This window comes from Shewanella bicestrii, from assembly GCF_002216875.1.
In the GTDB taxonomy this organism is placed as follows: domain Bacteria; phylum Pseudomonadota; class Gammaproteobacteria; order Enterobacterales; family Shewanellaceae; genus Shewanella; species Shewanella seohaensis.
The window spans coordinates 2,096,059-2,112,950 of the sequence record NZ_CP022358.1 but is presented as its reverse complement, the minus strand read 5'-3'; the positions used below and the strand labels follow the sequence as shown (position 1 = coordinate 2,112,950).

The 16,892-nt window shown below is 45.6% G+C and carries 12 protein-coding genes; 6 read left to right on the top strand and 6 right to left on the bottom strand.

Annotation, left to right across the window (positions count from 1 at the left end; genetic code table 11):
* Positions 1-38: 38 nt before the first annotated feature.
* The gene (locus CF168_RS09270) at positions 39-1,310 is read right to left on the bottom strand and encodes a sugar MFS transporter (protein WP_086903252.1); all 1,272 of its coding nucleotides are present in this window, start codon (positions 1,308-1,310) and stop codon (positions 39-41) included.
* 126 nt (positions 1,311-1,436) lie between these two features.
* Entirely contained in the window at positions 1,437-3,059 is a 1,623-nt protein-coding gene (locus CF168_RS09265) for an alpha-glucosidase (protein ID WP_086903251.1), read from the bottom strand.
* A 498-nt stretch (positions 3,060-3,557) separates the two neighbouring features.
* Here CF168_RS09265 and CF168_RS09260 point away from each other — a divergent pair, with 498 nt between their 5' ends.
* The 6 genes from CF168_RS09260 to CF168_RS09235 all read left to right on the top strand — a co-directional run bounded on the left by CF168_RS09260 (position 3,558) and on the right by CF168_RS09235 (position 13,135).
* Positions 3,558-6,281, top strand: coding sequence for a TonB-dependent receptor (locus tag CF168_RS09260; protein ID WP_089067673.1), 2,724 nt, complete (start codon positions 3,558-3,560; stop codon positions 6,279-6,281).
* Between the two features lie 111 nt (positions 6,282-6,392).
* Complete coding sequence (locus CF168_RS09255) at positions 6,393-7,883, top strand: tryptophan halogenase family protein (RefSeq protein ID WP_086903980.1); 1,491 nt, start codon at positions 6,393-6,395, stop codon at positions 7,881-7,883.
* 69 nt (positions 7,884-7,952) lie between these two features.
* Positions 7,953-9,998 carry a glycoside hydrolase family 13 protein gene (locus CF168_RS09250; RefSeq protein WP_086903981.1) on the top strand — a complete coding sequence of 682 codons (2,046 nt, stop codon included), beginning with the start codon at positions 7,953-7,955 and terminating at the stop codon, positions 9,996-9,998.
* An 87-nt stretch (positions 9,999-10,085) separates the two neighbouring features.
* Positions 10,086-12,215 carry an alpha-amylase family protein gene (locus CF168_RS09245; protein ID WP_089067672.1) on the top strand — a complete coding sequence of 710 codons (2,130 nt, stop codon included), beginning with the start codon at positions 10,086-10,088 and terminating at the stop codon, positions 12,213-12,215.
* A 117-nt stretch (positions 12,216-12,332) separates the two neighbouring features.
* On the top strand, positions 12,333-12,716 hold the full coding sequence (gene gloA2 / locus CF168_RS09240; RefSeq protein WP_086903983.1) for an SMU1112c/YaeR family gloxylase I-like metalloprotein: 384 nt from the start codon (positions 12,333-12,335) through the stop codon (positions 12,714-12,716).
* A gap of 209 nt (positions 12,717-12,925) precedes the next feature.
* On the top strand, positions 12,926-13,135 hold the full coding sequence (locus tag CF168_RS09235) for a hypothetical protein (RefSeq protein ID WP_089067671.1): 210 nt from the start codon (positions 12,926-12,928) through the stop codon (positions 13,133-13,135).
* Positions 13,136-13,575: 440 nt separating this feature from the next.
* Here the strand turns inward: CF168_RS09235 and CF168_RS09230 are convergent, their stop codons facing one another.
* The 4 genes from CF168_RS09230 to def form a co-directional block, all read right to left on the bottom strand.
* The gene (locus CF168_RS09230; protein ID WP_086904030.1) at positions 13,576-14,340 is read right to left on the bottom strand and encodes a hypothetical protein; all 765 of its coding nucleotides are present in this window, start codon (positions 14,338-14,340) and stop codon (positions 13,576-13,578) included.
* A gap of 434 nt (positions 14,341-14,774) precedes the next feature.
* Entirely contained in the window at positions 14,775-15,215 is a 441-nt protein-coding gene (locus tag CF168_RS09225) for a DUF4274 domain-containing protein (protein ID WP_086904031.1), read from the bottom strand.
* Positions 15,216-15,340: 125 nt separating this feature from the next.
* Positions 15,341-16,189 (bottom strand): rhombotarget lipoprotein, encoded by an 849-nt coding sequence (rhlP, locus tag CF168_RS09220; protein ID WP_086904032.1) that lies wholly within the window; start codon positions 16,187-16,189, stop codon positions 15,341-15,343.
* A gap of 210 nt (positions 16,190-16,399) precedes the next feature.
* Positions 16,400-16,891 carry a peptide deformylase gene (def, locus tag CF168_RS09215; protein ID WP_011626351.1) on the bottom strand — a complete coding sequence of 164 codons (492 nt, stop codon included), beginning with the start codon at positions 16,889-16,891 and terminating at the stop codon, positions 16,400-16,402.
* Between the last annotated feature and the right edge of the window lies 1 nt (position 16,892).

Here is a 16,892-nt window from a genome sequence, read left to right as displayed (position 1 = left end):
ATCCATGGGGATCGCTTTTATCGAATCGGCCAATGCCGTTACATCTTAGAGCCTTTCGCGCCATAGAACAGGATAAAACCGTAGCACACCACTGGCAGAATAAAGGCCAATTGAATGCCTAAGTTATCGGCTAATACGCCTTGTAACAATGGCACAATCGCACCACCCACAATGGCTAAACAGAGAATACCGCTACCCTGCGACGTGTGCGGACCGAGGTCACGCAGCGCTAAGCTGAAAATAGTGGGGAACATAATGGAGTTAAATAATCCCACGCCCAAAATCGCCCACATCGCCAACGTGCCGCTGCTGGTGATCGCCACCAGCACCAACAATGCCGCCATCAAGGCATTGAAAGCCAGCACTGTGCCAGCAGGAATTTTTTGCATTACCGCCGAGCCGATAAAGCGCCCGACCATAGCGCCGCCCCAGTAATAGGCGATGTAATGGGCCGCTTGCTCTTCTGGCATGCCGACGATGTGTGATTCGCCGAGGAAGTTAACCAAGAAGCTACCAATCGACACTTCTGCGCCCACATAAACAAAAATCCCCACCGCACCTAACACCAAATGGGTGCTTTGCAGCGCGCTAGTCTTGCCTAAATGGGTTTGTACTTCGCCCGCAGCGGCTTCACTGTGTTCACGGATCACCGGCAAATCGAGCTTAGCGAAAATCACCGCCAGTACTGCAAGGGCGGTCGCTAACAGCAAATAAGGCAGCTTAACCACTTCCGCCTCGGCATTGGCTTGCGCTAATTCAGAGGATGCCGTGGCTGCAACGGACAGAATCAAAATCGAGCCAAAAAATGGCGCAACTGTGGTCCCTAGCGCGTTAAAGGCTTGCGTCAGGTTTAAGCGGCTCGATGCCGTCTGGCTGCTACCTAGCGCGTTAACATAGGGGTTAGCCGCTACTTGTAAAATCGTTATCCCTGAGGCCAAGACAAACAGTGCGCCGAGGAACAATCCGTAGGTGGCAAAGGACGCGGCGGGATAGAACAAACCACAGCCGATACTCGCAATCACTAACCCTGTGACTATGCCTTTTTGATAGCCGAGTCGTTTAACCAGCTGCCCCGCAGGGATCGACACCAGAAAATAAGCGCCAAAGAAACAGAACTGGATCAACATCGCTTGGGTGTAATTGAGTGAAAACACCGCCTTAAGATGGGGGATCAGAATATCGTTCAGACAAGTAATAAAGCCCCACATAAAAAACAGTGAGGTCAATGAGACTAACGCAAAACGATAATTACCGTTTCCCGCCTCACTCACGCTGCTCGTGTGGCTGCTGGTGTTTATAGATGACGCCATAGTTGTGCTCTCTAATCATGTTTTTATTATCTAAAGGGAATGTCCCTTAGGCGTTTTCGTTCCACGACAGGCAGTCACAATGAATTTGTGCTGCCCATCCGAAGTGATGTTATGCGCGGTTGAAAACTAGTTCAACAGCGCATAAAAGCAGGCGTAGGCCGAAAATGTCAATGTGTCGGCGACCCTTTGCGCAGTTTTCAACCCGTGACCGGTAATTTCTTGCTGTAGGTTGAGCTCCTTCAGTGACCATTCAATTTCCTGATCTAACAGATTGAAGCACACCAGTAACTTTTGCTCACCGAGCGTGCGCACAAATACCAATAAGGGTTCTGGCGCGTCGAGGAACTCAATCTCCCCTTCGATTAAAATAGGATAGCCTTTGCGCCACGCGAGGAACTGACGATAGCCCTGCAGCATTGAAGCGGGATCGGCCTCCTGCACATCCACCGCCAGTGCTCTGTGTGCATTCGCCACAGGCAACCAAGGTGTCACTTGGCTAAAGCCGCTAAAATCGGCGCGTTGTTCCCACGGCATCGGAGTGCGGCAACCATCACGGCCCTTAAACATCGGCCAGAAGGTTTTACCGAAGGGATCCTGCAATTCATGGTATTCAATTGGCGCCTCGGTTAAGCCGAGCTCTTCCCCTTGGTAACTACAAACACTACCGCGAAGTGAGCTGAGCATGGCATTAAGCATTTTCACCATGTCGTGGGTTTGCTTGCCCCGTCCCCAACGGCTGGCGACGCGCTGCACATCGTGGTTACCAATCGCCCAGCAAGGCCAACCATCACCAATACTCGCTTCGAGTGCCTCGACGGTTTGGCGAATATAAGCGGCGCTATAGTCATCGGTCAGCAGCTCAAAACTGTAGGCCATATGTAAGCGGTCTTCACCCTTGGTATAGGCAGCCATCACGGCGAGAGAATCCTCAGCGGAGACTTCGCCTAAGGTCACAGCACCCGGATAGCGATTAATCAGTTGGCGCAATTCTTCAATAAATAGAATTGTTTGCGGACGATCATTATTGTAGTAATGGTACTGATAGGCATAGGGATTATCTTCACTGAATCCGCGACCTTGGCGTTTATCCTTAGGTTTGGCCGGATTATCCCGCAGCTGCTCATCGTGATAACAGAAGGTAATCGCATCTAAGCGGAAACCATCGACGCCCTTCTTCAACCAAAACTCCACATTATCTAACACGGCTTGACGCACTTCAGGATTATGGAAGTTAATATCGGGCTGACTGCGTAAAAAGTTGTGCAGATAATATTGTTGTCTGCGCGGTTCCCACTCCCAGGCGCAACCACCGAAAATCGCTAACCAGTTGTTTGGCGCCGTTCCATCTTCCTTAGGATCGGCCCACACATACCAATCGGCCTTAGGATTGGTGCGGCTCTCGCGGCTCTCACAAAACCAAGCATGCTGATCTGAGGTATGGCTTAGCACTTGGTCAATAATGACTTTAATGCCGCGTTGATGGGCTTTTTCAATCAGCTCATCGAAATCCTGCATTGAACCAAATAAGGGATCGACCTCACGATAGTCACTGATATCGTAACCAAAATCGTCCATGGGCGATTTAAAGAACGGCGAAATCCAAATGGCATCCACATTCAGGCTGGCAATATAGTCCAACTTGGTGATAATACCGCGCAGATCGCCAACGCCATCACCATTAGTATCCAAAAGGCTACGTGGATAGATTTGATAGATCACGGCTCCACGCCACCAAGTTAACTCACTCATATTGCCCCTTTATCCTTATTCTTCAGCGCGCTAACCCAAAAACTCTCTCATGAGCAGTTACAATCATGTTACTGCGGAGTAAAGGCGCTACGGCTTGTATTAGTGGCAACGAGCATACGTGAACAGGGAAATAAGGTTCAATACGCCTGCATACGTATGCAAAACGGACTATCATTAGACTTGTCTTATTAAGATAAAATTAACCCTTTACTAACATAAGGTTGCGTTGAAATAGCCGGAGATAAAATCGGAGTTTTTTTGGCCGAAATGCCGGTTTTGGCAGGCCAATGACCTATTGAATACGTATGCACAATATTGTGACGCCAAGATTCTCGGGAGTAGTATCTTCACCGTTGCATAACAATTTGGTCATAAACGCAGCACTTATGCAGTCAATTAAGCGCCGAGATACCAAAAAAAGGCCGCAAAAACAATGCGGTAATAACGATAAAACGCTCTACATAAGCGGTAAAAAGCGACTTCAAGGGGAAGATAGAAATGATGCGATTTAAACCCAGCTTGCTGACCTTAGCACTCGTTGCTGCAGGCGCCAGTATGCACTCCTACGCAGCAGATGATGCGACTGCACAAACAACCGCAGCACAAGATGACAATATTGAAGTCATCCAAGTAACAGGTATCCGCCGTAGCCTGCAAGAATCTCAATCTTTAAAAATGTCATCATCTTCTATTGTTGAAGCGATTTCAGCAGAAGACATTGGTAAATTACCCGACGTAAGTATTGCAGAATCACTTGCCCGTCTACCAGGTGTATCGGCACAACGTTTAGATGGTCGTGCGAACGTGATTTCAATCCGTGGTATGGGACCTGATTTTACAACCGCAACACTCAATGGCCGTGAACAAGCCTCAGTTAACGATAACCGTAGTGTAGAGTTTGACCAATATCCATCCGAATTATTAAACCGCGTAGTTGTTTATAAAACTCCAGATGCTTCGGTAATGGCGCAAGCCATCGGCGGTACCGTCGATATGCAAACGATTAGCCCTCTTGCACATGGTGAGCAAACAATTGCTGTCGCTGTACGTGGCGAGATGAACGATCTCGGTGCCCTTAACAGCGGCTCTGACGATAAAGGCTATCGCGGTAGCATTTCTTATATTGACCAATTTGCCGATGATACCTTAGGTGTGGCAGTCGGTTATGCGCGCATGGTATCACCTAACCAAGAAGAACGTTGGCAAGCTTGGGGTTATCCTGAAAATGCCAATGGCGATAGCGTGTTAGGTGGAGCTAAACCTTTTGTCCGCTCTAGCGAATTAGAACGTGATGGCGTACTGGCCGTCGTAGAGTACGCTCCGAACGATCGTTTCCACTCGACTCTCGATCTTTACTATTCAAAATTTGTCGATGATCAACGCCTACGTGGTATTGAGATCCCCGCGGCTTGGGGAACTAACGGCGGAGTGGTTGCCACGACAACTGTCGATGGCTTAGTGACTGAAGGCGTCATCAAAGGTGCTGAAGTCGTTGTGCGTAACGACGTAAATAAACGTGATGCAGATTCCTTGTCTATCGGCTGGAACAACAAATTCAGCATCAACGATAGCTGGAACCTTGAAGCGGACTTGTCCCTGTCTAAAGCCAATCGTACCGACATTGGTATGGAGAGCTACTCAGGTACTGGTCGCGGCACAGGTGTAGGGGCAGTGGATGATTTAAGCTTTGCCTACAATGGCAAAGGTGGATATGTTTTTGATCACAACCTGGATTATGCAGATAAAAACGTTATCAAACTTGGCGATCCTCTCGGTTGGGGTAGCCCACTTGGCGCCAATACTCAGGACGGTTTTATTAACAAACCCGAAATTGAAGATGAACTAAAGTCTTTCCGTCTAAGTGCTGAATACATTCTCGATGGTGGCGCGGTTCGCAGCATTGAGTTTGGTGTTAACCGCACCGACCGTGATAAAACCAAAATCGACAAAGGCTACTATTTAACGCTAAAAGGCTATGATGGTTCAGCTGATTATACGATGACGGTTCCTGACAAATACCTACTCGATCCAACATCCCTCGCCTTCTTTGGTATGGGTGATGTACTGAGCTATGACTCATTAGCATTCTATAATGACGGCAACTATATCGAGACCGACGTCGCCGATGTAGACTTATCTCGTGCCACTAACTCTTGGGCAGTACAGGAAAAAGTGACAACGGGTTATGTCTTAGCGAATCTAGAGTCTGAAGTATTTGGTATTCCATTCACTGGTAATGCTGGCCTTCAAGCTGTGTATACCGATCAATCATCAGACGGTACAGTTGCAACAGTCGAAGATGGGATTGTTGAATTAACACCACGCACGGCAGGTGATTCCTATGTCGAATGGCTACCAAGCTTAAACTTAAGCTTTGAAGTAGCAGATAGCCAAGTCGTACGTTTTGCCGCGGCGCGTACCTTGACTCGTTCACGTATGGATAAGATGAATGCCAACTTGAACTACAGCTATAACCAAAATCCAAATGATGGCGTTAACTGGACAGGTAACGCGGGTAACCCAGAACTTCGTCCTTGGTTAGCACGTCAGTATGACTTAAGTTATGAAAACTATTTTAGCGATCAAGGCTACTTCTCTGTCGCAGTGTTCTACAAAGACCTAGAAAACTATGTCTATGATCAAAAAGTGGATTTCGACTTCAGTACCCTCTTCCCAGGCGTACCAGGTAATCCAATCGGTGTGATCACCCAACCACAAAATGGTGAAGGTGGTTATGTTCAAGGGATTGAAGCTGCAGTGTCATTAGACTTTGGCATGTTTGCAGATGTGCTAAGTGGTTTCGGTACAGTCTTAAGTGGTTCATACAACGACAGTGAGGTGAAAGAGACACCAAGCAGTGCACCAACAACTCTACCTGGTTTGTCTGAAAAGACCTTAAACGCAACCGTTTATTATGAAAACTCAGGCTTTGAAGCGCGTATTAGCTCTCGTTACCGCAGTGACTTCCTCGGCGAAGTGACTAAGATCAGTCTGCAACGTGAAAACGTGAACATTAAAGCGGAAACCGTGGTCGATGCTCAAGTCAGCTATGACTTCAGCGAGAGCGGCATAGAGTCTCTATACGGATTATCGGTTCTTTTCCAAGTCAACAACTTAACCAATGAACCTTTCACCTCTTATACAGGTTCAGACCAACGTTTAGTACGTGACTACCAAAACTATGGCCGTAACTTCATGTTAGGCGCCAACTATAAGTTCTAACAGTGACAGCAAAGCCTCAGCAATTATTGCAGAGGCTTTTCTTTTTATATTTGTCACACCCTCTCATGTCTATTAAATCATCAGCCTACTTAATTAACGAAGGGCTAAACCATGGGTCAAATCAAAGATATTGTCATTGTGGGTGGCGGTACTTCGGGTTGGATGACGGCAGCACTTCTCGCCAAGTTATTTAAACAAACCCTCAATATTACCCTTGTAGAATCTGCTGACATTGGCACCATTGGGGTTGGTGAAGCCACAATCCCACCACTGCAATTATTCAACAGTGTTCTAGGGATCCCCGAAAACGAATTTATCAAAGCAACCCATGCCACCTTTAAACTCGGTATTCAATTTGAGCACTGGGGGAGTCAGGGTGATAGCTATATGCATGCCTTTGGTAACTTTGGCAAAGACATAGGGTTTACTCAATTCCACCACTATTGGCTAAGTACAAAACCCCAAACTATCACCGCATTTTGGGATTACTCGCTCAATTACCAGGCTGCAATAAACCATAAATTTCAAGCTATTGAACATATTCCCCACTCACCTTTAGCGGGGATAACTCATGCGTATCATTTTGATGCCGCTTGCTACGCTCAATTACTGCGACAATATAGTGAAAAAGCGGGTGTAAAACGTATTGAAGGTAAAGTTGAAACTGTCAACCGCAGTGAAAATGGCCATATCGCTAGCCTCAGTCTAATCTCTGGCGTAGAAGTCCAGGGCGACTTCTTTATCGATTGCTCAGGCTTTGCCGCCCTTTTGATTGGAAAAACACTTAATGTTGGCTATGAGAGTTACCAAGATTGGCTACTGTGTGACAGTGCTTTCGCGGTACCCAGTGAAAAAGTCGCTGAGATCCCCCCTTACACACGAGCCATTGCCCATGAGGCGGGATGGCAATGGCGGATCCCACTGCAACATAGAACGGGAAATGGCATTGTCTACTCTAGTCGCTACATGAGTGATGACGAAGCAAAGGCAAAGTTACTGTCGACGCTTGATGGCAAGCCACTCTGTGAACCCAAAAAAATATCATTTATTCCTGGGCGTAGGCTAAAGCAGTGGCAACATAATTGTGTAGCGATTGGTCTATCGAGTGGCTTTTTAGAACCCCTTGAATCTACAAGTATTCATTTAGTGCAATCGGCCATCATTCGATTAACGAAACTCTTTCCCCACCAAGGTGTTGAGCAAGCCAATGTGGATGAGTTTAATCGCCAATCTCAACTCGAATTCGAACAAATCCGGGATTTTATTATCCTGCACTATCATCTCAATCAAAGATCAGTATCGAATCAAGACTCTCTTTGGCACGCCTGTCAACGGATGCAAGTACCTGAAAGTTTGCAGCAAAAAATTACCTTATTTAATCAAACCGGCTCAATTTTCAGGCATAAAGAAGAACTCTTCACGGAAATGGCTTGGGCTCAAGTCATGCTAGGTCAAGGGATAATTCCCCAGGATTTTAATCCATTAGCTCACACGATTGAACAACAAGACTTAGCTGAATTTTTTAGTAATATCAGAGCAATAATAAATAATAGCGTCAGTAAAATGCCAACTCATGAGCAATATCTCGCACAGTTGGTTTAATGCCATACGGTTAACATTTACTTGAAGGGTACTACGCATTCTCAACTTGTTAGGAAGTAAGGAACACTTATGATCTTAAAACGACAACATCTTTTACTTAGCATTAGTCTGCTATTTAGCTGGAATACACAAGCAGATACTATTGGTTCTGCAGCTTTATTATCAGCAAACCTTATTCCTACAGAAGAGAGCTCAACGGCACCTTTAACAATCGAACCACTTTCTTGGTGGGCGGGCATGCATAATCCTAAGCTGCAACTGATGCTCCACAGCAATGCACTGCCCGCGGATGCTACGCAACTTAAGGTTGAGATTACTGGCCAAGATGTGGTGTTTGAAGGGATTGAGCAGACGGATAATCCCCATTATTTGTTTATCAATTTAGATTTGCGCCAAGCCAAGCCGCAGACCTTTGATATCCGCATTGTCGCAGGCGACAAGCAGCTCTTCCAACTGCCCTACACTTTAGCTGCGCGGGCAGATGGCAGCCGCGAACGCCAAGGCTTTAGCAATAAAGATGTGATTTACCTTATCACCCCAGACCGATTCGCCAATGGCAACCCAAGCAATGATAATCAGGCCGATATGCTCGAGCATGCGGCGCCTGATAATTCCGATGGTCGCCATGGCGGCGATATCGAAGGTATACGCCAGCACTTAGATTACTTAGCCAAATTAGGTGTCACCCAGCTGTGGATCAACCCACTACTTGAAAATAACCAAGCCCAATACTCCTACCATGGTTACGCCATAACCAATCTGTATCGGGTCGACCCGCGTTTTGGCAGCAATCAGGATTACCAAAAGTTAGTCACAGAGGCCAAACAGCATGGTCTTGGGGTGATTAAAGACGTAGTGCTTAACCATATTGGCTCAAACCATTGGTGGTTAAAGGATTTACCGAGCAGTGATTGGCTCAATGTCCCACTGCAGCCCAATGTCACTGATGCTAATACGGCTCAAGCTGCCAGTTCTACCAGCCCTAGTTCTACCAGCCCTAGTTCTACCAGCCCGAGTTTTACCAGTCATAGACGCACCACAGTGCAAGATCCCTACGCCGACACACAGGATAAAAGTGACTTTGTCGACGGTTGGTTTGTCGATTCGATGCCCGATCTCAATCAGCGCAACCCTAAGCTTGCGACTTATCTAATTCAAAACAGCATTTGGTGGGTGGAATACGCAGGGCTTTCGGGTATTCGCGAAGACACCTATTCCTACGCCGATAAAACCTTTTTAGCCCAATGGTCAAAGGCCTTAATGGCCGAATACCCACATTTTAATATTGTCGGCGAAGAGTGGACCGCCAATCCCATTACCGTCTCCTATTGGCAAAAAGGCAAAATCAATGCCGATGGCTATCGCTCGGATTTACCTAGCCTGATGGACTTTCCGCTCTATGAAAAGCTGGTTGAAAGCCTAAACGAGCCCGAAGGCTGGGATACTGGTTTTATCAAGCTTTACGAGATGTTAGCGAATGATGTGGTGTATGCTAACCCAAGCCAGTTAGTCCTCTTTGAAGGCAACCACGACACCAATCGGATTTATAGTCTGCTGAAAGAAAACCTGCCGCTGTACCAAATGGCCCTCACCTATGTGTTAACGGCCAAACGCATTCCACAGCTGTTTTACGGCACAGAAGTATTGATGACCAGCCCAACCGAAGGCCGCCACGACGGTGTAGTGCGTAGCGATTTTCCGGGTGGCTTTGCCAATAACAAGGTAAGCGGTTTTAGCGGTAAAGGGCTAAACGCAAAACAGCAACAAGCGCTTGCGTTTGTACGCACCCTACTCAATTACCGTAAACATTCAGCCGCGCTGCAAACGGGCGATTTACTGCACTTTGTGCCGCAAAACGGCATTTATGTGCAATTTCGATGCGTCGCTAAACATGCCACAGCGGGCAATGCCTGCTACCAAGCCGATGCGGATAAAGTGATGGTGATTTACAACAAGAATGACCAAGCACAAACGCTGGAGTTAAGCCGCTTTCGTAAGGTATTGGCGAGCAATAGCTCGGCAAACTCAGTCTTCACAGGGGATAAGTTCAAGCTTAATCAATCAGTTACTCTGCCACATGCTGGCGTTATGTTGCTTGAGCTTAATCGCCAATAACCCATACACAATCAAACAGCTAAACATACTTAGCTAACAGCGCGGCCAAGCCATAGTTTGGCCGCCAAGTCAGTAAAGGAACCTAGGTTGAATTTTCTATTATCTAACAGTAGCAAACGTCGCGCTTATCGCTGGCAACAGGGATTAACCCTATTAGCCCTCAGCAGCATTAGCACCTTTTGCACCATGGCCGCCCCAGCAATCACCACTCAAGCTACGGCGTTACAAGCAGTGGCGGCTAAAACCATGGCAGCCAATCCAAATGTGGCCGAAGGCGATATCCTGCCAGCCCGTCACAATGGCGAGCAAGCAGACAAGTTTAAGCCCGTTGTTTATCAAATTTTTACCCGACTCTATGGCAATAAAAACACCACCAATAAACCTTGGGGCACGATTAGCGAAAACGGTGTGGGTAAATTTAATGATATTGATGACACAGCGCTCAAAAGTATCAAAGACTTAGGCGTTACCCATGTGTGGTATACGGGTGTGCCCCACCACGCCTTAATTGGCGATTACAGCGCAATTGGCGTAAGTCACGATGATCCAGATGTGGTTAAAGGCCGCGCCGGTTCGCCCTATGCGGTTAAAGATTATTACAACGTAAACCCCGATTTAGCGGTCGATCCCGCCAACCGTTTACAGGAGTTTCAGGCACTGATCGAGCGCACCCACAAGCAAGGCTTAAAAGTGATTATCGATATAGTGCCCAACCATGTGGCGCGTAATTACCATTCCATCACTAAGCCCGAGGGCGTACGCGATTTTGGTGAAGACGATAATCAAACCCTTGAATATGAAAAGCATAATAACTTTTACTATGTGACTGATAAAAAGCAATCCTCTGGCTTTCAAGTGCCAGATTTGCCTGATAGCCTCAAACCGTTAGGCGGCGAGTCGCATCCCCTAAGTGATGGTCAATTTGAAGAGATCCCCGCCAAATGGACGGGCAACGGCTCACGCCTTGCCAAGCCGGATATGAATGACTGGTATGAAACCGTTAAAATCAATTACGGTGTCCGCCCCGATGGCAGCCATGATTTCCCTACACTGCCGCCACGCTATGCCACCCTCGGCGCCGAGCAGCACTATGCTTTTTGGCAGCAACATAGTCATGAATTACCTAACTCTTGGATCAAGTTCAATCAAATTGCCCAGTATTGGTTAACGATGGGAGTCGATGGATTTCGTTACGATATGGCCGAAATGGTGCCCGTCGAGTTTTGGAGCTATTTAAATAGTCATATAAAACATAGTCATCCAGAAGCCTTTATCTTAGCTGAGGTCTACAACCCCGCGCTGTATCGCGACTATATTCAGCTCGGCAAAATGGATTACCTCTACGACAAGGTCGATCTTTACGACACCCTCAAAGCCATTATGGCAGGACAAAAAAGTACCGCACAGATCGCCGCGGATCAGGCCAAAGTGCAAGATATCGACTCGCATATGCTGCACTTTTTAGAAAACCACGACGAACAGCGCGTCGCCAATGCCGCCTTTTTAGGCGCCTTAACTGGTAACACCTCAACAGATGCGGTCGATCCCCGCTACGCCCTGCCTGCAATGGTGGTGTCGGCGACCTTAAGTACCTCACCCACCTTGCTTTATTTCGGTCAAGAAGTGGGAGAAGCGGCGACGCAAAACCTAGGCTTTGGCCATGCGTCACGCACCAGTATTTTTGATTATGCGGGTGTTCCCGCCCATCAGCGCTGGATGAATCAAGGTAAATTTGATGGTGGCCAATCAACCGCCGCAGAAGTTGCGCTACGTACCTATTACCAAAAATTATTGAACCTGAGCACGGGGAAAAATGCGCCCGCGCTCTTAGGGAAATATCACTCGCTAGATGCTGCCAACCGCAGCGCGGTATCGGCTGCAAAGGCTAGCAATAAGGCTAACAATAAGACAAACAATGGCAGCGCAACGGGTTATGATGACTCAACCTTTGCCTTTGTCCGCTTTGAGGCCAATACCGCCGCTAACAAAGGTCAAAAGCTGATTATTGTCAGTAACTTTAGTCAAACCCAAGCCAAGTCATTTTCACTTAAACTGCCCCAATCTCTGATTGCGCAATGGCAGTTAACCGATGCAACCTATTCGCTTAAGGATTTACTGGAAGACCATACGGCGCAGTTAATTGTCGAGCGAGGTGAAGGACAAGTTCAGTTGCAGCTTGCACCTCTCTCCTCCGCGATATTTGAACTCGTCCATTAGCCCGCTAGCGAAGTAAGAAAAAATCTTAGGTGAGCGCCAGAGTCACACTTAGTTGTGACTCTGGCTTTTTTAAAACACACTAGCGTAAACATCAGTTAAACAGTACAGAGGCAAGCCATGTTACTCGGCATTCACCATGCAGCGATTATTTGCAGTGACTATCAAAAGTCCAAACACTTTTATGTGACTATTCTTGGCCTTAGCGTGCTTGCAGAGCATTATCGTGAGGCGCGCCAGTCTTACAAACTCGATTTACAACTGCCGGATATGAGCCAAATCGAGTTGTTTTCCTTCGAAAATCCTCCCAAACGCCCTAGCTATCCAGAGGCATGCGGCCTTAGACATCTCGCCTTTCGCGTCACATCGATTGAAACGGCGATCGAGCATCTTACGGCCCATGATATCGCCGTCGAACCTGTCCGCATCGACGAATACACAGGCAAAAAGTTCACCTTCTTTAGCGATCCCGACGGCTTACCCTTAGAGTTATATGAGCTATAACCAGAATCCTCACTGTATTAAAAATATAAATAAAACAGTGCACTAAAATAGTGGATTCACGCAACGAATAAGATGAATAAAGCTTAATTACGCCAAGGAATTTTTAGCAGTAGACTCAATTCAGCGGAGCAGTCCTAACCCATCGTTTGACCAATATGACACAGTAACAGGTCGGCGCTTACCAAGCGCTAATCATTGAGGAACTCAAGGTGTTTGATAATCCAGCATTATTGTTATGGAGTTTAGTCTTTGGCCTCTTTGGTCTTGGCTTTTTCACCTACGGCAAGCGCCAAGCCGCCCCCATCCCTCTGGCCGTCGGCCTCACCCTAATGATTTACCCTTATTTTGTCACCAATCTCGCGCTACTTATCGCCATCGGCATCGCCCTTATCGCACTCCCCTATTTTGTAAGAGTATGATTTTAATATATGAAGCTCTAAAAACTAAGAATACGTTCAGATAAGAAAAGATAAAATTTTTGAGTGACGGGCAAACATGCTGTTCCTACGAATGAGTAAGCCTTAGCATTTGCTCGAAGATCCGCAGCGAGTCCATCCGTGGATGTAGGGCCGCCTGTCTGATGTGAATGGATTCACAAATACCGCGATAGCATAGATGCCAAAAAGCGGCCATGGGGCGGACGGTCGTATCGCTAATCACCATGGCTCACCTGTTTAGCATTAGCGTAGTCTGTATGTTTTAAAGAAACACACAGCATGCTTTGGGACAATTTCGCGTTAGACTTTTAGCTCGGATTAGTGAATTTCGGATTAAAACTTCTATGGGTTAACGCCGCCAACACGAGCCGAGCGTAGCGAGGTCCAGCCCGCACTTTTTGCGGGCGATGTGCTTGGCCTTGTTATATTTTTTTCTTAAGATCATCAAACAAGTCCAAATATCGTATTTCTAAATAGTCCAGACTTTCCAAGTCAAAATTAATATAACTATCTCCTGACGAATGAGGTTTAGAATAAATGAAAACAAATGCTCTTTTGTCACTTTCCTTTGATATTTTTTCTAACCTCTTCACAACTAGATTTCTCACAGGATACTCGGCAATCATTGTTCTAGATATAAAAAATGACGGCCGAATATCATTACCTCCATGCTCAAGAGTTTCACCGAAAGTAACTTTGTAGCATTCCTTTTTTTCAATATAATCGATGAAAGCTACTCCCCAATAAATTAAATTTTCATCCGGAAGGGCAGTAATAAGTTGTTTATAAATACCTTTAAACAGCGACTTATAGCTAATATCTTTTCCCTGTATGTTTATTTTATGTTCTGATAATGAGTTATCTTTTCTGTATCTTATAAACTTAGATACTAAAGATCGCACAGAGTAATACTTAGAGCCACCGAAGAACTCTTCTCCCGTGACACTTTTTCCGCGTCGATTACTTATTTTCTTTTCCTTAGTAAGGTCGATACCTTTCGGTTCTTTCTTCGCGAATTGATTTTTAGGGCGTTTAAGATGAAAAACATCTGATATTGAATCACTCTTAACAAATTTCGATTGAGCCGATGTTGTTGGAGACTCAACACCTGCAACTCTATCTAGACCAAATGTTGCATCACAATCGACAGAATGATTGTATCCTCTGAAGTGAGGAGACTGATGCATATCCTGTTTTTCCTGATCAAGATTTATACAAGTGACCTTGGCATTACATTTTTCACTAGGACATTCGAAAGCTGATTTATCAGCTATAATACCTGCTCAATAAAGGTCATATGCTAATTCAGGATCAATAATATCCTGATACTCATTGCTATAAGCTTCTTCCAGTGATGCCATAATTTCTCCTAAAATATAACATTTTATTCGTGCGCATGCGCGTTTACCTTGTTAGACCAGTGAAAACGCGCACACCATTATCAAGCTGAGTGATTGTAGATTACGAATTAAACTCGTCCGAAGCCCTCTGTTTGAGTGAAAAATACAATTCTACTCGGCTTATTGGAAATTAATCCGTCGGTTATGGTCTAGTAATCTCCCTCATTTGGGTGAAACGGCAATAAATCGGCCTAATCTATCTAAATCTTATACATCTGCACTCATACCACTATTGGTTTGTATAAAATCTCTGGCACGCCACGCTTCTTAAAAAGGTATTGCATCGTCTTTGATATCTTTTCAGTATGAGAAACTGTTCTTATCTGGTAGTAACCAGTTAAAATTCGATTTGTCAGCATGACTGCGAAATCATAATCTTTCTGTTGATAAGGCTCAATAACGTTATTGGCTGGAATTAATTCATTTTGTTCATTCATTTCTAACCAATCCATCGCTTCAGCAAGCCAAAACATCCTTATTGCAATAGCTAACTCACATAATGGGTGGTCAGCAATCGTAATCGGGATCTCATAACCATCATCCCAATTGTAATGCCTTAATAATTCATATAATTCAGCTGCAGAAGAAATAGTTTTTACTAGGTTAACTGCCTCTTGAATATCTTCGATTTCATAACAAATTCTATCCGTAATGTCTGTCATTACTATAAGATCCTTAATGCTTTATTCGGCCCATTAAACATAGAGAAAAGAGGCATGCTTACTTAAAAAAAAGCCAAAACATCGAAACTCCATTTCACTCAAATCATCCTAATAAATAGGTTTAATTATTCTCTACAAATAGTTAAACGGCGAATTGCAAATATGCCCAGTAGCGAAAGGATTAATAGGGATAAACTGCCACCGCCGCTATAACCTTGTTTATGTTCAATGGTCGCAATATGTTCTTCTTTCACGCGGGTTTTAAAGCGGGCTAATTCGGCGTCTAAATTAGTGATCATATCGTTTACCGCCAGCTCAAAGCCTTCAGCGGATTTTTCACGTAGCACGTTGGTGACGCTCACTGCGGTTGACGTGTCGGTAAGTTGGTTAATACCAGGCGCCCTAAACAACATTTTTTGGCTGCGCATATCAAAAACGGCGGTATCGACAAAGGTTTGGATCGCGTTTTCATTACCGGGCACCATATACATGCCGACTATGGTCCAATACAGCAGTGAAGCCTTATTCTCGCTGCTTTGTAACAGTTGATCGTAAGACACCAGCGCCATCACATCGACATCGTGTAAACGGGCGACCTGCTGTAAGGTGCTAAAACCTTTGCCATTTTTAAGATAAGTGCTGGGGATTAATTCGATACGGTCAATAAAGTCATATTTAACAAATGACTGTTTCACTTTATCCAGCAAGGCGATTTGCGAGCTGCTATCGAGGGCTTCGGATTGCCAATGGGTGGAGGGTAAAAAGGCAATGCCAACCGTGATGGGAAGACGCAATACCGGAATACTGGGTTGCTGAGCCTCGCGTTGTTTATCATCAGGATAGAGATATTCAACCAGACTGCTGGAAACTACGTTTTTTTCAGTGGTGTTACCGTTAAAAAAAGCACTGCAACCACCAAGCAAGATGCTAATCGATGCCAGCGCACCCACAAGCGCTATGAATTTTGTCTTCATTTGTTTCCCTACCGTATCCTTACTGCGCACAGGCCATGCAACCCGTGCATATTGCCGCTACCTTAGCGAGTCACTGCTGTAAAAACAAGCCGTTAACTTCACATATCGCGCTTTTGTTTGGCTTTTTAAATGCTTAGAAACAACAAAGCCGCATCGGAATGCGGCTTTGACTTAGATAAAGACGACAATCAGTCGCGCAAATTCATCTGCTTAGGCGTATTTACGCACTTTTTTCAACGCGATTTGCTGCTTTAAGGTCGATAAATGTTCGATAAACACTTTACCGTGTAAATGGTCGATTTCGTGTTGTAAAACAATAGCCAAAAAGTCATCGGTTTCGATTTCAATCGCTTTGCCCTGTCTGTCTAAGGCGGTGACTTTAACCTTTTCAAAACGGCTCACTTTGGCGCGATAGCCAGGGATAGAAAGACAGCCTTCTTCACCTACGTATTCGCCTGATTTTTCAACAATCTCTGGATTAATCAGCACTAAGGGTTGATCGCGATTTTCGGATAAATCGATCACAATCACCGCATCTGTGCTGCCCACTTGGGTCGAGGCCAGACCGATACCATCGTCGGTGTGGTACATGGTTTCGATTAAATCATCGATAAATCCCTGAATCGCTTCAATGTCTTTTACGGGTTGTGCTTTGCGCTTTAGACGCTCATCGGGAATTGTCAGAATATCGAGTACAGCCATG